Here is an 18,928-nt window from a genome sequence, read left to right as displayed (position 1 = left end):
CTTCCTGTACTATACCTCCATTTTGTGGGCATTGACTCGGGGAGGATATTGCCATAATAATATGGCTGAATTTTAATTATTGACTTACAGGAAAATTTAGTATGTCGGTTACTGGTAAAGTAAAGTTTTTCAACGAAGCTAAAGGCTTTGGTTTCATTGAACAAGAAAATGGTCCTGACGTGTTTGTACATTTCAGCGCAATCACTGGTTCTGGTTTTCGCACTCTTAGCGAAGGTCAAGCAGTGACATTCAGCATCAAGCAAGGTCAAAAAGGCCCTGAAGCTGAGAACGTAGAAGCAGCATAATTTATTATGTGAACCTTCGTTCAACGTGGTGAAACAGTCTATCTGTTTCACCATAATTCCTTTGTTAATACTATTAAATCTTCCTCATTATCTCCTATAAAGCTATCAATTATTACACTGCATACTTAAATTAATTAATTTTAAAGCGCTGATATTTGTTAAATGCATCTTTATTGTTCAAGTAGCAATATTCTTTGAGCATTTGGTTGATCAAGTCGTCAAGCGAAATACCACGTGTATTAAATGACAGGATTATCTTTTTGCTATTAAAGTTTATTATTTTTCTGAGTTAAATTTTATTTTTAGAGATTTTTTTTGCGACACGATTTTTTATCTAGTGCTCTCGTTAGCGGCTAAAGCCTTACATTCCTTATAGTCATATCGATCTACATAAGCACTTTATCAATTCAACGAATAAAATAACCATTTAACCTATTTGAAGTTTATTCTTTTTGTCGACACGATTTTCTTATATCTTGAATTCAAGTATTAAGTGCAATCATTATGCAGCCACCAGAACTTCTGATTGCCCCGTAAATAACTCATGAGGGGTTTTATACCCTCTTGTTTTTCTTGGCCGATGGTTGAGCTTATCAACTGCCGCCTGTATTTCTGCTTCACTTAGCGACATAAAGTCAGTTCCCTTGGGGAAGAAGCGTCTAAGTAAGCCGTTGGTATTCTCATTTATGCCCCGCTCCCATGATGAATATGTGTGAGCGAAATACACATCCGCTTCTAATTTTTGTGCAATATGCTCATGGTGAGCAAACTCTTTTCCATTATCTAAAGTCACGGTAATAACCTTACCTTTATAGGGTGTCATACACTTGATCAGCGCATCGGCTGTTATTTTCGCATGCTTGCTTTCAATTCTGTGAACGACTGTATATAACGTTTTACGTTCAACCATTGTAACAAGGGCATTTTTACGCCCTTTGCCTATCACTGTATCGCCCTCCCAATCACCAATCCTAGACTTTGAATCCACAATACTTGGGCGTTCATCAATACTGACTCGATTAACTATCTGTCCACGTTTATCGTAGCTTCCATAGCGTTTTTTATACTTTTTACATGCACGAGTGAGTGTCTTATGTAGTTCACCACCACGAGCCTTGTCTCTGTAAATATATTGATAAATCGTTTCATGATGCAAAACGACCTTTTTCTCTAAAGCTAAGCGGCCTGCCACCTGCTCTGGCGAAAGTCCGTCAACCAACAATTTATTAATCCAGTCAGTAACATCATCTGTTAACTTACTTGCTTTGAAAGATGACTTGCGTCTTTGCTCTGCAAAATTATTGGCTTGGTTAGGTCGATAGCCTTTAAGCCCTTTATTGCGTTTTAACTCTCTAGAGATAGATGACGGTGAACGAGTGAGTTCATCAGCTATCTGTTTTTGGTTATTTCCTGCTTTTATTAACGCGTAAATCTGGTATCTTTCTGCTTGTGTCAGCTGTTTATATTTCATTAAAGCAATTTCCTTTGGCGAGAGAATGGCCGAATTATAACAGCTGGCCATCTAATCTGAGAAATTGCACTTATTATCCGAATTTAGGTATCAAAATAGAACACTTAATTAAGCGAATTGCTATTATGCAATTTTCTTGGCGTTAAATTGACCCCATTTCTAAGCAGACTTCATAGCTTAGTTCTTAAGGAACACAGACCGTGTGACTTCCTATCTTAAAACGGCAAATATCATTGTTTTTCTCAATGCTTTGCCGCTTACAATTTACCGCTAGTAGCTCAAATACACGATGTATCTTATGGCTGCACCGTGTTTGTTCTATGCAATCCAGAATATCATCCAACCAAAGATAACTGCACTTACTCGCTCTAAATGTCGAGATCGCACACTTAAACATACCCGCTGCACTATGGCAGATAAAACGCTTGATAAGTGTTTGCAGTATACTCAGCCAAACCAATGATTCGGCAATATGAGGATCTCGTGTGATGAACCCTTTAAGGTTATTCCATGACTTTAGTTCTTTGAAAAACAACTCAATTTGCCAACGAGTTGCATATATATCGAGTAGCTCGTCAAAGCTAAACTGTGCCTCTTTTAAATTAGTAACAAGGAAAACGGGGCGCTTTTCATTCGGTAAATAGATAAGCCTGTACTCGGGCCCATTTTTCTTCCAACGTACTGTTAATTCAAGTGGTTGGCTTGCGAATTTATCGAGTAACGTTTTGAGTTTAATGTTCTTTTCTTTAAGTTCTATACCCGCGCAATAGGCTGATGTAACGATTGGGTTAATGTTTTTATTTGCTCTGATCAAAAAATATCCGCCATCTTGAGCTACTTGCTCAAAGTAATCTAAGTCAAAATACCCAGCATCAGCAAGTAATAACGTATCTTCAAGTGTGTGGCTACCTGGTAAAAAGGCGCGCTCAGTTTCAACATCAGGACGAATATCTATTTCGCAGGGTTGTTCATTAAATAGGTCATAGGTAACGTGCAACTCAATTGCGGCAGGACTTACAGCAGTAAAACGACCAGCAAAAACCTGCGCTAATTCATCATGTAGAGCAAATGAAGAACCATCTTGCAATAACACTCGCTGTATTCCTCGCTGGGTAAAAAAGGTTTTATCCAGCGTGTTTACAGTCAATTTAGACATCGCTTGAATAACGAGCTCACGGACAAGCTCAGTCAAGGCTGGTTTTCGAATTTGATTATGAAAGGGTTTATAACTTATCGTGCAATCAGCCTGCGTTCGCAAGTTTTGATGGATATCTGACAAGTTAGCGTCTTGCAGGCAAGATAAGCTTTTAAATACGGCTTTGAGCAGAGAAACGATCGACAGGCAACGGTGTCGAACTTGAAATCCAGAGGTTTTTGCAAGCTCAATGAGGTGTTTTTCTGAGATAAGGGCTTTTAATTGGTTTGAAACTTGGTTAATCTGCATGTGAACTCTGTTTTTAGTCATGTTTTTATTGGCGTAACTATTTGATCATTAACAGAGTTCAACTTCAAGCTTTCTTAAGATCCAACCTATGAAGCAGACTTTAATCATAAATCGAACAAGTAAAGCTTCATGTCCTACTTTCAGCCCTTATTTATGCATACAACAAAGAGTCAATTACCTCTAGCAAGACCCTTTAATAAAATGTATTTGGCATTTATGCATTGTTATCTCCTTTATGAGCATAACGGCACTTCAGTAAGCATTGCTGTGTGTGATTGAGCTACGGTATTAAAATTAAAAAACTAAACTTCAACTGCTTTTAGTTATTATAAGACTACCTTTAAAGCATAGTAGCGAGCTATGTAACGAGGTGAAATGATATAATTTCACAGAGAGCCTACCATAAAAATTGTAATTGAATTAAATAGATCATATTCAAGATAGGTGACTAAAGTTGATTGTAGTAACAACTTCAAGCTGCTCAGATTGGAGTATGGTATTTCATTGAAAGCTTGTTCCTAAAATTAGCCATCCCTAATACATGCCCAGCAAAAGATAAATTCAAATATTTGGACAACTTCTGAGAGTAATAAATTAATAACTAATTGTACACTGTGCATCATTTGATTTGTAACCAACCACTTTACTCTCCATTAATATTGGGTAATGGAAATATTAATATGCGATATTCGAAGTGAATATTAATTCAATATAAAGGTATTTTGTGATGTTTTCTTGTGCGATAAACGGTTTGTTTTTTCAGATGAAGCGTTTAAAACCAGTTAAAAAGGCATGAAGTTGGCCAAAAAAAAACTTATATGAGAAATAAGTATATTTTTTTTTGTTTTTTTTCAGGGCGAATTCATTTTCAATTGAATGTTGCATTTTTGTTTTTTTTATAAGGGCGACACCCAATAAACATACCCCTTAAAAGGCTTTGATAGAAATATTAAGAATAAGACTGGTTACAATATTGTTAACATTTGGTATGCAGTCCTTTAGTGTAAGCTTTGAACTGGCTATTTATTTACTGAGATAAGCAAACATCAAGTTGACAGCGCTTATTGCATTTAGCATTATTGGAAGGTTGATATCTATTAAAAGATATCAGGGTTGTCTTCCTTATGGGTTGATAATTAAATTATAAAAGTAACATTACTTAATTGGTTGGGAACTATGTCTGTTAAAATCAGAAAGAGTCTTGTAGCAACTGCGTTGGTTGGCGCATTTGCATTTGCAAGCAGCAATGTGATTGCAGATCCTTTGAATGACGTGCAAAAAGCAGGTCAACAAATTCAAAAGGCTGCTGTTAAGTCTCAAACTAAAATTGACAATGTATATGGTCAAACTCAAGAGCTAATCGCTGAGTACCGTAGCATCGTTGATGAGACTGAACTTATGAAAGTGTATAACGATCATGTATCACGCTTGGTTGATAGCCAAAATGCGTCTATTGAATCGTTTGATCGTCAAATCGCTACTATTGATAACACTAAACAAAACGTTGTGCCTTTGATGTATCGCATGATCGATACGCTTGAGCAATTCATCAAAGCGGACGTTCCATTTAATCTTGAAACGCGTTTAGGACGTGTTGAAAGACTACGTGAAATCATGATTTCTGCGTCTGTAACGACGTCTGAAAAATTCCGTCAAGTACTTGAAGCTTACACTATTGAAACAGCATACAGTTCACTTGTATCTGCTTCACAAGGTACATTAGAAGTTGATGGTAAGAGCATTAACGTTGATATCGGTCAATTAGGTCGTATCACGTACGTTGCTCAATCTTTTGACTTGAAACATGCTTGGGTGTGGGATAACAACACTAAACAGTGGAAAGAATTAGGTGAAGAATACCTAAAGCCTGTTAAAGAAGTTATTCGTATGGCGCGTAAGCAAGCGACATTAGAACTTGTTAAACTACCTATCTTTGGCGCGGAGTAATCAATAATGAAGAAACTATTTAAAGGCTAAAGTATCCCCAGAATTAGCCTTTATATATCAATAAACTAACAGTATTAAAAAATGTGGGAAGCGAGGGAACATTCATGGTGTTTTGTGATCTTATGAATCACTTACAAACAACAGAGCTAAACACCATGAATGCTTTTACTATTTTGCACAATATGCTCCGCGCTGTCACCCCTAAATCAATTCATAAAGCCAGATTTAATACTCTAGTCGCTGCCGTTAAATCTCTTTTGCACTGTCAGCAATGCACCTTGACGTCTATCGGTCGCAATTTGAATTCAAAAACCACTGAAAAACATGATATTAAACGTATTGATCGACTGCTCAGTAACCACGAGCTTTTACGTGAATCAACAACGGTTTATGTTCACTTAAGCCGTTTTGTGGTCACTGAAAAGCATCCCGTCATTTTGGTTGATTGGAGTCATGCCGATACACAAACCAAATATTGTATTCTGCGTGCCAGCATTGTCAGTGAAGGTCGCTCTTTAACCCTGTATCAGGAAAGTGCACTCAGCTTTCAATATCATTGCCCAAAAGTACAAAAACGGTTCTTGAAGATGCTCAAACTGATCTTGCCGAGTGATTGCCGGCCCGTCATTGTGACGGATGCGGGCTTTAAAGTTCCTTGGCTCAAAGCCGTGCGAAACAATGGCTGGCATTATATTAGCCGAGTTCGAGGTACGGCACACTTGAAAACGCAGGGCAGCGATGAGTTTGTTCCATGCCAGTCACTATTCAAGAGCAATCAACGTAAGAGCCAGTATCTTGGCGCGACCGAGTTGACCAAAAGTGCAAAATATCAAACGCATGCAGTGCTGGTTGGCAAGGGGCATAAGTTATTAAAAAGAGATAAAAAACGTGGTTATAAGGAGCCTTGGCTACTCGTTTCTTCACTTCCAAAAAGGCACCACTTTCTCGAAAAAGTGCTCAAATTATATGGTATGAGAATGCAAATAGAAGCCGGATTTCGAGATCAAAAAAGTGTTAGGTTCGGCTTAGGCTCAGATCTACACAGAACGAACAAACTCTACCGATTAGACATACTTTTACTGCTCGCAACACTGGCGCATTGGTTCTCAATGATGCTGGGTGCAGTGATAGACAAAGCAGGAAAGACAGGATCTTTTCAAGCTAACTCAACCAAAAGCAGGCGAGTAGTGTCATGGGCATTTGTTGGGTTGCGATACTTCAAAAAACAGTCCATTAAACTGCGACGGCGAGATTATTTAGAAGGGCTCGCCTATTTCGCACAAGTGGTAGTGCAACTCAATTGGAAAAATATGGATGTGAGTGATGTAATTGAAACTTAATGATTATTTTTGGGGATCCCTTAGATTTAAAGGTTTTGCTGTTGCAGCAGTACTAACTGTTTCTGCAGGTACCGCGCTTAATGCACATGCAAATACTGGAGCTCTAGATAAAATCCTTGAGCAAGTAAAGCAAGAGCGTATCTCTGAAGGTAAAATTAATAAGCAACGTGAGCAAGAGTTCTTATCTGAACGTGCTGACAAGCAATCATTACTTAACAAAGCTAAAAGCCAACTTGCTTCTGAAAAAGCACGTGGCGTTAGTTTAGCTAAGCAATATGCACAAAATGAAAATACTTTAGCAGAGAAAGAGCAAGCTCTTCAAAGCGCACAAGGTACTTTAGGTGAAATGTTTGGTGTTGTACGTCGTGCAGCTCAAGACGCTATCGGTTCGATCGAAGCATCACTTGTTAGTGCTGAAAAGCCAGGTCGTGCTGAAATATTACGTTCATTAGCTGCTGCTAAAGAACTTCCAACTGTTCGCGAACTAGAAGAACTTTGGATTTCACTACAAACAGAAATGACTGAATCAGCTAAAGTTTCAACATTCGAAACTGAAGTTGCTGGCCTTGATGGTAACCCGTCAATGAAGAAAGTAACGCGTATCGGTAACTTTAACTTAGTTACAGACGATGGTTACTTAATTTATTCACCAGAGACTAAGTCTATCCAGCCTCTAGGTAAGCAACCAGATGGTTACATTTTAGACGGTATCACAGCGCTTGAAAATACATCTCCAGATAACTACGCTGGTGTTTATATTGACCCGACTCGTGGTGCTATCTTACGTATCAATACTCAAAAAGCGACCCTTATGGAATACTTCCATCAAGGTGGCGTAGTTGGTTATATCATCACAGCCTTACTAGGCCTAGGTATGCTAATTACTCTAATTCGCTTTGTTGACCTTACACTTACTACTAGTAAGATTAAGAGCCAACTTAAAAATGTTGCTACACCGAATACAAATAACCCACTGGGTCGTATTCTTAAAGTGTACCATGACAACAAGAACCAAGATGTTGAAAACCTTGAGCTTAAACTTGATGAAGCGATTCTACGTGAAACGCCACGCATCGAAGCTGGTATCAATATAATCAAGATTCTTGCTGCAATCGCACCATTACTAGGTCTACTAGGTACTGTAATCGGTATGATCTTAACGTTCCAAACAATCACATTGTTCGGTACGGGTGATCCGAAGATCATGGCAGGTAACATCTCTCTAGCACTTGTAACTACAGCGCTAGGTCTAATTGCTGCATTACCACTAATTCTACTTCATGCTCTAGTAGCTGGTCGTAGTAAGTCGGTATTACACATCCTTGATGAGCAAAGCGCGGGTATCGTTGCTACTCACGCGGAGAAGGAGAAAGCCTAATGCTAGTCCTGATGGAGATATGGGAATCTATCAGGGATTTTGTTGGCACAGGCGGCCAGGTTTTATACGTGGTCGCGATAGCACTCTTTCTGATGTGGGTTTTAATGATTGAGCGCTATTGGTTCTTACTTGCAGAGTTTCCTCGCACAGCGAAAGAAATTGTAGCAAAGTGGGATGCCCGCCAAGACACTACGTCTTGGTACGCACACAGAATCCGTGAAGCATGGATTTCTGAAGCGTCTGAAAAATTAGATCAGCGTATGTTGTTGATTAAGACATTAGTAGCTGTTTGTCCTTTAATAGGCTTACTTGGTACTGTTACTGGTATGATCTCGGTTTTCGAAACCATGGCCAACCAGGGTACAGGTAACGCACGATTAATGGCATCAGGTATTTCAATGGCAACAATCCCGACAATGGCTGGAATGGTTGCGGCACTATCTGGAGTATTTTTTAGCTCACGTCTTGAGACAAAAGCTAAAATGGTGAAAGCCAAACTTATTGATAGTATGCCTCATCACTAGAGAGAGAATTAAATATGGCACGTAAACAACGTTTTCGTGAAGAAGAAGAAGCAGCGGTTGATATGACGCCAATGCTTGACATCGTATTTATCATGCTTATTTTCTTTATCGTAACTACATCGTTCGTTAAAGAGGCTGGTATCGAGGTCAATAAACCTAAAGCGGCCCAAGCTACTAATCAAAAAAATGCTAACATTTTTATTGCTATCCGTAGTAACGGCGAAATCTGGATTGATAAACAGCAGGTTGATGTTGAACGTATTTCAGCAAAAATCGAAAGTTTATTAGCAGAACAACCTACTGAAGTTGTAATTTTGCAAGCTGATAAAGAAGCAAAACATGGCGTAGTGGTTAAAGTTATGGACCAGATTAAAGCGACGGGTGATAACCTGAGAATTTCAATAGCTGGAGATCAGTAATGATTCGTTTTCTGTTTTCACTGATTGCAGGTGGGGCAGTTACTTTCGGCTTGTTCTACTTCATGGCATTCCTCATCTCTGGTGGGGCTGACCGTAATACGGAACAAAAAGAGCAGATCATAGTCGAAATAATGACGAATCCGCCTGAATCTAAGGTGCAGGAGAGGAAGCGTGTACCGCCTCCGCCTCCTCCGCCACCAAAGCAGCCGCCTAAACCGCAGCCGCCGCAGCCGGAAAATAACAGTCCAACACCTGGTGCTATGTCATTTAATATGGGAAGCATTGATGTTGGTAGTTCGGCAGGTGGACTAAGTGGTCCTGGTGCATTTGGACGTGATGGTGATGCGACACCTATCGTTCGTATAGAACCAAAATATCCAACGCAAGCAGCACGTGATGGTAAAGAAGGTTGGGTTCAACTTTCGTTCACAATTGATGAGTTAGGTGGAGTGACTGACGTTGAAGTAATTGACGCCGATCCAAAACGTATCTTTGACCGTGAAGCTAAGCGTGCATTGCGTAAGTGGAAGTACCGTCCTAAGATCATTGACGGAAAACCTCAAATACAACCGGGTTTACAAGTTCAATTAGACTTTAAACTTAACCAAGGCAATTAAGGAGGCGAGTAATGAGAAATTTTTCTAAAGTAACTGCTCTTGCGATTCTTATGTCTGTGTCGGGTGCTACATTAACAGCATCTGTTTTAGCGGCGCCAGACTACGCAAAGATTGAAGAGCGTAAGAAAGCAAAAACTAAAATCATGGGCGAGCGTACTGGTAAAAAGGTAATTAAAGCGTTTGATTTGTACGGTGAAGAAAAAGTTGAAGAAGCAATTGTTCTGCTTAAAGATATTGATCCATCTAATGACTTTGATAAGGCGACTGTAAATCGTTACTTAGGTAGCATGTACGCGCAGGTAGAAAAGTATGATGAAGCGATTAAATATACTAAGCAGGCGGTTGCGCCAGATGTTTTAAACTTTGCTGATCAGGAACAATCCCTTAAGTTATTAGGCGATTTACTTATTGGTACTCAAAAGTATCAAGAAGCTAAAAAAGCATATTTAGCATGGATTGATTTTACGGGCGATGAAGATCCGAAAGTTTACACACGTATTGCGCAAGCTAACTACGAGTTGAAACAATTTCGTGATGTTTTCGGTCCAGCAGACAAAGCAATTTCGCTTCAAAAGGAGCCGAACAAAGCTCCTTACCAATTAAAGTTAGGCTCTTATTTCGAGCTTAAAGACTATAGTAATATGGTCAAAGTTGGTGAAGAAATTGTTCGTGTTTGGCCTGATGATAAAAAAGCTTGGGTTAGTTTAGGTAAATATTACCTACAAACTGAAAACTACAAAAAAGGTCTTTCGACCATGGAAGTAGCATTTAACCAAGGGTTTTTTGAAGCTGAAGTTGATTACAAAGTATTGTCTAACTTCTATTCTTTAAATGAAATTCCTTTTAAAGCGGCTGTTACGCTTGAGAAGGCTATTAAAGAAAAGAATGTTAAACGTACTAAGCAAAACGTTAGCGCGATTGCTAGTAATTACCATCGTTCTAAAGATCTCGTTAAAGCTGCTAAGTATTATGAAGAAGCTGCTAAATTTGATGAAGACGCTGAGCTTTACCGCAAAGCAGGTTCATTACTTTTACAGTCTGAAAAATTTAGTGCTGCTGTTGTTCGTTTGAACAAAGCATTAGAGCTAGGCTCTGATAAAAAGGGCACTATTTACTCAGATTTAGCTGAAGCATATTATTACCAAGGCAAGTACAAGCAAGCTCATGCTGCTATTACTAAAGCCATGGATGACCCACGCACTCGCAAGTTTGCAAAGGGTTGGGCTACATACATTAAAGATAAAGCCGCTCGCAACGGTGTTAAAATTTAACTTTAATTTATTTTAGTAATCTATAAAAAGCCCCTTTGGGGCTTTTTTTATTGGAATTATTATGTATAAAACATTCTTTTTGTCTTTTTTATTATGCTTGTTTTTAGTTGCATGCTCAAAGCAGTCTCATCCTTATGAGTCGTTTGAGGACGCACAAGTCGCTTTAAAAGCTTTAAACATGGCGCTTGTACAAACAGGTGCTACTAAAGGCAATAACATTGAAAAAGATCAATTGGTTTTCTCTGATGCTTACTTAACAAAACGCCACACTATTTATCAGAACTTAATGGGCATGGAGCTTAATCTCAATCAAATAGCGCAAGTAAATTACTTGGTTATTGCAGAGCGTTTTCCTGAGCGCTATTTTAATTGGCCGGCTCAAGTAGATGTATTAAAGAACATGCTTGCTTTTGAAGGCACAAAAAACACACCGGATAATGTTATTACCTGGCTTAAGTTAACCCAAGAAACGTTAGACAGTGCTAAACAAAGCAATTTAAAATTGAATAAAGTTGAACTTGCATTGTTACAAAGTTATGTATTGAGTGCGATAGGCACTAACGACGTTCAACCAGCGCTTAAGAGCCATATAAGGGCTTTTAGCGATTATTTAGCTAGTTACAGGCCAAGGGGGAGTGTTGGTCTAAGAGGTCTGCCAAATGGAACCCAGTGGTATCAGAGCAAACTTAATTACTTTAGTGGCGAAGTACATTCACCATTAGAATGGGTTACTCTTTTAAATGAAAAAATAAAAGTATTAGATCGTGTTGCATTCGACAGTAAACAGCCAACTTCTCACCAGAAATCGTTTTTAGTTCAGTATTTATCTAATGAAAAATTAATAGAAGGCTTGGATTGGCAGGCTAACTATCAAGATTTACCTGCAATGGCGAGCAATATGGACATGTCTGATAAAGATAAAGCATTGATGCTTGCGATGATGGAATCAGATATAGGTATTCACTATCATGCGTGGACTTTGCCTCAAGCAAAGGTGAACCTTGTAAAGCGCCTAAAAATGAGTCCAGAAGAGGCTCAGTATTTAGTTGAAGATATAATTCTCTACCCTGGGCAATCATTTAGTTTTATAAAGCAAATGATGTAATGATGTGAAAGTGCGCTTATGGTGCGCACTTTATACATCGTTGAGTTGCAGGGTCTTGCTCAAGTAACTTTGCTGATATTTTTTCTTCGCAGTCACAACAGTAACCATATTGGCCAATCTCTATTTGGCTAACGGCAGCTTCTAATTTAGTCATACGACTAATTAAAATAGCATACTCCGGACCTAACTTTTCTGCTGCACAGTCTAACCATTCATTGTTGGCTTTATTATCTAAAATTTGTATTAAATGGTGATGTGCAGGGTAGGCTGATTTAGAAAGCATAGTTAATATATTTAATTTAACTTGCGCTATTTCATCGTTCAGTCTTTGTTGATGATGCATTATCAGTACAACCTTATTAAATTGGCTTTACGTTATACTGATATTATCTATAAGCTTTAAGTTAGCTGTTATGATTTGAATCAAGTTGCGGTGCTTTGGCGTATTTATTTAATACGCTTGCCACATCTTCTTTACTTTTTAAACGTCTGATTTCATCAAATAAATCGATAGCTTGTGGGTATTGGCGTTTTAGGTAACCAAGCCATTGTTTAGTACGTGACGCAAAATATTTTTCATTCTTTGCAGGGTCTTGATGGATAGCAGAGTGGATTAAGTGATAAATAATATGCTCCCACTCAAGTCCATCGTATTGTTCATTATTTACATGAGCTTTAATTTTTTTTGCTAAATCAGGGTGCGAAAGGGCGCCACGACCAAGCATTAAATCAGTACATCCACTTCGTTTTTTGCAAAGCATTGCGTCTTCTACTTGCCAAATTTCACCATTGGCAACAACGGCAATATTTTTATCTTTTATTATTGGTGGAATTTTTTCCCAATAAGCAGGCGGATTATAGCCATCACGTTTGGTGCGAGCATGTATTGCAATAGTATTTGCTCCAGCACTGACAACCGCATCTACAATTTCTTGGCTGTTACTATCATCATCAAATCCTAAGCGGATTTTTGCACTAACTTCATGCTGATCATCTACAGCGTCTCGGACTGCTTTAATAATCGTATACATGTGGTCAGGATCTTTAAGCAGCACAGCCCCGCCTCGACTACGGTTAACCGTTTTTGCTGGACAGCCAAAATTAAGATCAACACCATGAGAACCTAATGCTATAGCTCTAATCGCATTTTCTGCTAAAGGGTTCGCTTCTTGTCCGAGTAGTTGGATACGCACAGGCGTTCCTGCTCGCGTAAAACCATTATTATGTAATTCAGGGCAATAGCGGTGAAAAACTTTATCGGGTAAACATGTTTCAACCACTCTTACAAACTCGGTAACGCATAAATCGAACCCACCGATGTCGGTGAGTAATTGACGCATTTTAAAATCGACAACACCTTCCATAGGCGCTAAAACAAGTTTCATAAGGTGATTATTTCTGAGAAAAACAGGACGCATAGTTTACCTGTAAATCTTACATTGATAAATCTGTAATTACCGACCATATTTAATGAAGTAAGTGCAAAAGCAAATATTATGAAAATAATTGAAAGTTTTTATTTTTGTTCGGGTCTACTTAAGCATACAAGCAATTTAAAAATACATTTATATTGCTGAGATTTACAATCCTTGATTAAAGAGAGTCATAAAATGAATACAGTTAGAAAAAATACAATCGCGTTAACTTTAGGTGCAGTAGTTGTTGGCTCTGCAAGTTTTGTATCTGCTGATGTACAAGCTAACCCATTTGAGTTTCAACAATTAGTGACAGGTTATCAACTAGATGCTGCTGAAGGTAAATGTGGTGAAGGTAAATGTGGCGGCGATGCAAAAGGTAAAAAAGAAGGCAAGTGCGGCGAAGGCAAATGTGGCGGCGATGCCAAAGGTAAAAAAGAAGGCAAGTGCGGCGAAGGTAAATGTGGTGGCCGTTAATATCTTACTTTAAATAAGGTATGCTAAAAGGGCCTTAAGGCCCTTTTTTGTTAAGTTAGAGGTAGTTATGACAAAAACTAAAAGTATAGATTTCGGAATGGTTGGTCTTGGCCTCCGACGAGAAATGCTTAATGAACTGCTTGAACACGTACCTAATCAAGTAGATTTTTTAGAAGTTGCACCAGAAAATTGGCTAAAACTAGGTGGGCGCTTTAAGAAACAGTTTAAAACATTAACAGATGCAAATAATTTTGTGTGCCATGGATTGTCACTTTCTATCGGCTCGCCCGAGCCACTGGATGTTGAATTTGTTAAATCTTTAAAAGTTTTTTTTAAAGAGCACAATATAAAATTTTTTAGTGAGCACTTAAGTTACTGCTCTGGCGTGGGCCATATGTATGACTTAATGCCTATTCCGTTTACTCAAGATGCGATAGCACACGTTGTACCACGTATTAAGCAAGTTCAAGATATACTTGAGCAACAAATTGCGATAGAAAATGTTTCTTATTATGGTGCTCCTGGGCAGCAATTATCAGAGCTTGAATTTACGAATACTATTTTAGAGCAAGCTGACTGTAAGCTTTTACTCGATGTGAATAACATTTACGTTAATTCGATAAATCATGGCTATAACGCGCAAGCATTTTTAACAGGGTTACCTTCTGAGCGTATTGCTTATGGACACGTTGCAGGGCACTACAATGAGGCTGATGACTTAATAGTTGATACACATGGCGCAGATGTCATTGATCCTGTGTGGAAGCTACTTGATAAGGCGTACGAAGTACATGGTGTGTTTCCAACTTTGCTTGAGCGTGACTTTAATATCCCTACTATGAATGTGTTAACCAAAGAGTTGGATATAATTCATGGGCTGCAAGCTAAATACCTTAATTCAAGTGTTTCAAAACAACGAGCTTAATATAAGCCTTTATAAACATTAAAAGAGTGCCTAGTGATGAGCTTTATTGAAATACAAAACGAATTTATGGCGCATATTCGCGAGCCTAAAAAAAATAAACGGCCCAGCGGTATTGAAGATAGACGTATGGCCATTTATCGCGATTTATTTTTTAATAATATTGAAGGTTTTGTATCATCAGGTTTTCCGGTGTTAAAAACCTTATACACAGACAAACAATGGCATTCCCTCGTACGTCAGTTCTTTAGCGAATATGATTGTCATTCGCCGTATTTTTTAGATATAGCAGGGGAGTTTATTAATTACTTATCAAGTGATTATAAAATGAAAAAACACGACCCCGTGTTTATGCTAGAGCTTGCTCATTACGAATGGGTAGAGCTAGATGTATCGATTGCACATGAAGATGAGCAAGCGCAAAAATTACAAACAACAGCACTCACTAGTTCTGCTTTGTATTTATCTAACGCTGCAAGAAATTTAAGTTATCAATTTCCGGTTCAAAATATCAGCACAGAGTTTATACCTAAAGAGCCATCAACTCAGCCGAACTACTTTGTTGTATACAGAGATGAAGATGATGATGTTCAATTTTTAGCTACGAATGCGATGACAGCTTTGCTATTGTCAATCATAGAGGTAAGTGAAGGTGCGACATTTGCCAACGTTTGCCAACAGGTATTAGCTCACGCTCCACAATTTAATGCAGAGCAAATTGCTCAAGGTGCGTTGGTTACCCTTAATGCAATGGTTGAACGCGGTGTCATTGTGACAAAAAATCAAGATTAAGGTCTTTATTGATAATTTTACATCGTCTATTATGACAGCCTTATTTGCCGTGCTTAATAAAAGGTTGTACCAATGTCAGATGATAAAGACTTTAAAGATCCGTTCAACGCTACTTACTTTCTTGCATTTTTAGCTATATTTGTAGGAATTGGTTGTTTAAATGCAATTTTAGGTTGGATCACTAGCTTAACCTAAAATGCATAGCGTTGATTAAGGCTGTTGTTTACTTCAGCCTTGAACCTCTTTATTTTTAATTACCCCGCTTAAACTATAATAACGTCAAACTCGCATTTAAAGGTCAGTTAAGGTTATAATCACCTGCTTTGTAATATAAATAATTGAGCAGTTAAAATTATGACTCAAGTAACACCAGCAATTATCAAAAACAGCATCACTACAATTGCTGATTATCCAAAAGCGGGCATTATGTTTCGCGATGTAACTACTTTAATGGCAAATCCAGAAGCCTTTAAAGCCACAATTGACGCTTTTATCGCTGAATATAAAGATCAAGGTTTTACTAAAATAATTGGCACAGAATCGCGTGGCTTTATTTTTGGTGCGCCGTTATCTTACGCGTTAGGCATTCCCTTTATTCCAGTACGTAAACCAGGTAAGTTGCCGCGCGAAGTTATTCGTCAAGATTACTTGCTAGAATACGGTGAAGATACATTAGAGCTGCATGTAGATGCAATTGTACCTGGCGATAAAGTATTGTTAGTGGATGATTTATTAGCTACTGGCGGTACAATTGAAGCCACCGCTAAATTAGTTCAAAAACTAGGTGGCGAAGCTACAGATGCAGCATTTGTTGTGTCATTACCAGAACTAGGTGGCGAGCAGCGCATCAAGAAAATGGGTATTAAAATCCTAAAATTGGTTGAATTCGAAGGCGAGTAATCGATGAGTTATCAGGTTCTAGCGAGAAAATGGCGTCCTCAAACCTTTCATGAATTGGTTGGGCAGTCTCATGTTAAGCAAGCGCTTGTAAATGCGCTTACACAAAATAGACTGCATCACGCTTATTTATTCACTGGAACCCGCGGTGTGGGTAAAACGACCATTGCGCGTATTTTTGCTAAAAGCTTAAATTGCGACGAAGGTATATCTGCAAATCCGTGTGGTCAATGTAGCAGCTGTTTAGATATAGAAGCAGGACGCTATATTGACTTACTCGAAATAGATGCGGCTTCTCGAACTAAAGTAGAGGACACCCGCGAAATACTCGATAACGTTCAATATGCGCCAACGCGTGGACGTTATAAAGTATATCTAATCGATGAAGTTCACATGCTCTCAAAGCACAGTTTTAATGCACTTTTAAAAACGCTTGAAGAACCACCAGAGCATGTGAAATTTTTATTAGCGACGACCGATCCGCAAAAGTTACCAGTTACTATTTTATCTCGTTGTTTACAATTTAACTTAAATGCCTTGTCGCAAAGTGAAATTAAAGCACAGCTTGAACACGTACTTACTCAAGAACAGCTCAGCTATGACAATGATGCACTTAGTATTATTGCAAAAGCCGCTGATGGCAGTATGCGTGACGCACTGAGCTTAACCGATCAAGCTATAGCACAAACAAATGGCGATATTAATAATCAAGCAGTACAAACAATGCTTGGTTTGATGGATACACATTATAGCCAAAGCCTATTAGCTGCACTATTTGCCCAAGATGGCACAGCTTTAATGAGCGAAATAGCACACGTTGCGAGCAGAAACCCAAACTATATTGCCTTACTTGATGATTTAATTGCGTTAACACATTTAACTCAACTGACTCAATTAGTACCACAAGCAGCAGGGCTTGATGAAACGAACGCTGATTACATAACGCACGTTGCACAGCATACGAGTCCGCAACAAATACAAATTTATTACCAGTTACTTTTAAACGGTAAAAAAGATTTACAATGGGCACCAGAGCCTCGATTAGGTTTTGAAATGCTTATGCTAAGATTATTAGCATTTAAGCCTACAGATGCCCAACAAGGTGTACACACAGCCAACGAAGAGCCCGTCCAAAATAAACAAGGCCGAGCAAATGCACTGCGAGATATATTAAATAAAAACAAAACATCGCAAGACACCGTAGCTAGCCAAAGCAGTGCTCCAGTAAATAATACTAAGCCAGTTAGCAATACAGAGCAGCCTAGATCCGTTGAGATAGAGCCTTTACCTAATGCTGCCGCTCAGACATCAAATAATGACGTCGTGCAAAGTAATAATGAGCCAGCCCAAGTTGCAGTAGTTCAACCAGTTCAACAAAGTGAAAACGCTTCAAAGCAACAGGCTTCAGCTAATGAGCTACCGCAAACCAATGTTGTTTCGGATGCTCAAACACAGCGTCAAAGTGAAGATGAAGCTTACATGCAACACAGTGATGTAGAGCAAACATTGGCCGCGCAGTTTGATGATGTGATGAGTAGCGCTGTTGATCAGGGGTTTAATCCACAAAAAGATATAAGTGCTAATCAGCAAAATCATTTGCCGGAACACTCAACAAGTATTGAAAAAAATAGTTTTGACCCGCAATCAGACTTGCAAAACCAGCAACAACACGATGAAAATGCTTCGATAGTTGAACGCGAGGCAAAAGCGCAATCGGCTATTGCGCGAATATTGCGTGATCGTAATATATCAGGCTCAGGAAAGCTTTCTGGGACAAACTTAAATACGGCAAAGGCTAGTTCATCAAACGTATCTAACAGCACTGTTACTAGCCGTACTCATAATGTCGGTGAAGTCCCAAAAAATGAAAATACAGTGGCTCAGTCAGCTGAGCGGCCAAATAGCGCTGTATCACAAAACCATAAGTCAGTACCTACACAGTCAGACAACCCGCCTTGGGCTACTGATACAGTAGGTGAAAGTGAAAAAAAGCCACCGCTCCCAGTAACGGGGAGCCAAACACCGGCTAATAATCAAGGTTTTGACAAACCTGAAAAAATAGATTTTAAAGCAAAGCACCAAACAATTACTGAAAATCTAGCGCCAGAGCTGCTTGAGCAAATAAACCCTCAAAAAGTACCTGAAGCAGCGCCCGAGGAAATTAGCATTCCCGTGCCTGATGATTTTCAAAGTCCAATTAGTGAAATTAGGTTTGCACACCAACAAGATGAGTGGGCTTATTTAATTAAACGTATGGGACTGGGCGGTCGTATGCGCCAATTTGCGTTGCATTCAATATTTACCAAGCAAGGCAACAGTTTACATATAGACGTTGATGAATCACAAAAGCATTTAGATACACCGATGCTTCGCCAAAGGTTAGATGCCGCATTGTCGAGTATTTATGAGCATAACGTGTCGTTAAGTATTAATTTTGCTAAGGGAGTTATTGATTCTCCTTATCTTATTCAGCAAAAAATTGATGCAGGTCGTCATCAACAAGCAATCGATGTGATCACATCGGATGAAAACATAGTACAATTTCAGCAAGTATTTAGCGCCGAAATTGACGAAAACAGTATTCAGGCATTGTAATTACTTACA

The 18,928-nt window shown here is 38.8% G+C and carries 18 protein-coding genes and 1 pseudogene; 15 read left to right on the top strand and 4 right to left on the bottom strand.

Annotated elements, in window-relative coordinates:
• The first annotated feature begins 101 nt into the window (after positions 1-101).
• Entirely contained in the window at positions 102-305 is a 204-nt protein-coding gene (locus AC0VZ4_RS12725) for a cold-shock protein (RefSeq protein WP_002961702.1), read from the top strand.
• 502 nt (positions 306-807) lie between these two features.
• Here the strand turns inward: AC0VZ4_RS12725 and AC0VZ4_RS12720 are convergent.
• Entirely contained in the window at positions 808-1,776 is a 969-nt protein-coding gene (locus AC0VZ4_RS12720) for an IS30 family transposase (RefSeq protein WP_475441656.1), read from the bottom strand.
• A gap of 184 nt (positions 1,777-1,960) precedes the next feature.
• Complete coding sequence (locus AC0VZ4_RS12715; protein WP_475439645.1) at positions 1,961-3,220, bottom strand: IS4 family transposase; 1,260 nt, start codon at positions 3,218-3,220, stop codon at positions 1,961-1,963.
• 1,176 nt (positions 3,221-4,396) lie between these two features.
• On the opposite strand from AC0VZ4_RS12715, the gene AC0VZ4_RS12710 reads away from it, so the two are divergent.
• The 8 genes from AC0VZ4_RS12710 to AC0VZ4_RS12675 all read left to right on the top strand — a co-directional run bounded on the left by AC0VZ4_RS12710 (position 4,397) and on the right by AC0VZ4_RS12675 (position 11,821).
• The gene (locus tag AC0VZ4_RS12710; RefSeq protein ID WP_475439849.1) at positions 4,397-5,167 is read left to right on the top strand and encodes a DUF3450 domain-containing protein; all 771 of its coding nucleotides are present in this window, start codon (positions 4,397-4,399) and stop codon (positions 5,165-5,167) included.
• A 122-nt stretch (positions 5,168-5,289) separates the two neighbouring features.
• Entirely contained in the window at positions 5,290-6,507 is a 1,218-nt protein-coding gene (locus AC0VZ4_RS12705; RefSeq protein WP_475439682.1) for an IS4 family transposase, read from the top strand.
• Positions 6,497-7,885, top strand: a complete 1,389-nt coding sequence (locus tag AC0VZ4_RS12700; RefSeq protein ID WP_475439848.1) for a MotA/TolQ/ExbB proton channel family protein — start codon at positions 6,497-6,499, stop codon at positions 7,883-7,885. Before AC0VZ4_RS12705 ends, AC0VZ4_RS12700 begins: the two co-directional genes overlap by 11 nt.
• The gene (locus AC0VZ4_RS12695) at positions 7,885-8,409 is read left to right on the top strand and encodes a MotA/TolQ/ExbB proton channel family protein (RefSeq protein ID WP_002961709.1); all 525 of its coding nucleotides are present in this window, start codon (positions 7,885-7,887) and stop codon (positions 8,407-8,409) included. The genes AC0VZ4_RS12700 and AC0VZ4_RS12695 overlap by 1 nt, the downstream gene beginning before the upstream one ends.
• Positions 8,410-8,423: 14 nt before the next feature.
• Positions 8,424-8,828 carry an ExbD/TolR family protein gene (locus tag AC0VZ4_RS12690; RefSeq protein WP_475439847.1) on the top strand — a complete coding sequence of 135 codons (405 nt, stop codon included), beginning with the start codon at positions 8,424-8,426 and terminating at the stop codon, positions 8,826-8,828.
• Positions 8,828-9,445: an energy transducer TonB gene (locus AC0VZ4_RS12685; protein WP_033016273.1), complete on the top strand. Its 618-nt coding sequence runs from the start codon at positions 8,828-8,830 to the stop codon at positions 9,443-9,445. The genes AC0VZ4_RS12690 and AC0VZ4_RS12685 overlap by 1 nt, the downstream gene beginning before the upstream one ends.
• 11 nt (positions 9,446-9,456) lie before the next feature.
• The gene (locus AC0VZ4_RS12680) at positions 9,457-10,716 is read left to right on the top strand and encodes a tetratricopeptide repeat protein (protein WP_475439846.1); all 1,260 of its coding nucleotides are present in this window, start codon (positions 9,457-9,459) and stop codon (positions 10,714-10,716) included.
• Positions 10,717-10,777: 61 nt separating this feature from the next.
• Positions 10,778-11,821 (top strand): hypothetical protein, encoded by a 1,044-nt coding sequence (locus tag AC0VZ4_RS12675; RefSeq protein ID WP_475439845.1) that lies wholly within the window; start codon positions 10,778-10,780, stop codon positions 11,819-11,821.
• Between the two features lie 16 nt (positions 11,822-11,837).
• Here the strand turns inward: AC0VZ4_RS12675 and AC0VZ4_RS12670 are convergent, their stop codons facing one another.
• Positions 11,838-12,164, bottom strand: coding sequence for a TraR/DksA family transcriptional regulator (locus AC0VZ4_RS12670; RefSeq protein ID WP_007375867.1), 327 nt, complete (start codon positions 12,162-12,164; stop codon positions 11,838-11,840).
• A gap of 61 nt (positions 12,165-12,225) precedes the next feature.
• On the bottom strand, positions 12,226-13,206 hold the full coding sequence (locus AC0VZ4_RS12665) for a tRNA-dihydrouridine synthase (protein ID WP_475439844.1): 981 nt from the start codon (positions 13,204-13,206) through the stop codon (positions 12,226-12,228).
• A gap of 225 nt (positions 13,207-13,431) precedes the next feature.
• Here AC0VZ4_RS12665 and AC0VZ4_RS12660 point away from each other — a divergent pair.
• From AC0VZ4_RS12660 to dnaX, 6 genes and pseudogenes are all read left to right on the top strand, one after another.
• A pseudogene (locus AC0VZ4_RS12660) lies at positions 13,432-13,707 on the top strand (HvfA family oxazolone/thioamide-modified RiPP metallophore); the annotation flags it as partial.
• Between the two features lie 73 nt (positions 13,708-13,780).
• Positions 13,781-14,638: an HvfB family MNIO-type RiPP peptide maturase gene (locus AC0VZ4_RS12655; protein WP_475439843.1), complete on the top strand. Its 858-nt coding sequence runs from the start codon at positions 13,781-13,783 to the stop codon at positions 14,636-14,638.
• 36 nt (positions 14,639-14,674) lie between these two features.
• Positions 14,675-15,427, top strand: a complete 753-nt coding sequence (locus AC0VZ4_RS12650; RefSeq protein ID WP_475441655.1) for an HvfC family RiPP maturation protein — start codon at positions 14,675-14,677, stop codon at positions 15,425-15,427.
• A gap of 72 nt (positions 15,428-15,499) precedes the next feature.
• Positions 15,500-15,622 carry a hypothetical protein gene (locus tag AC0VZ4_RS12645; RefSeq protein ID WP_475439842.1) on the top strand — a complete coding sequence of 41 codons (123 nt, stop codon included), beginning with the start codon at positions 15,500-15,502 and terminating at the stop codon, positions 15,620-15,622.
• Between the two features lie 159 nt (positions 15,623-15,781).
• Positions 15,782-16,327 carry an adenine phosphoribosyltransferase gene (apt, locus tag AC0VZ4_RS12640; RefSeq protein WP_077537678.1) on the top strand — a complete coding sequence of 182 codons (546 nt, stop codon included), beginning with the start codon at positions 15,782-15,784 and terminating at the stop codon, positions 16,325-16,327.
• 3 nt (positions 16,328-16,330) lie between these two features.
• Positions 16,331-18,919, top strand: coding sequence for a DNA polymerase III subunit gamma/tau (dnaX, locus tag AC0VZ4_RS12635; RefSeq protein ID WP_475439841.1), 2,589 nt, complete (start codon positions 16,331-16,333; stop codon positions 18,917-18,919).
• Positions 18,920-18,928 lie beyond the last annotated feature (9 nt).

Source organism: Pseudoalteromonas sp. QJM3NY_22 (assembly GCF_056173065.1).
Note: the sequence above shows the minus strand (reverse complement) of the source record. Positions and strands in the feature narration are given on the sequence as shown.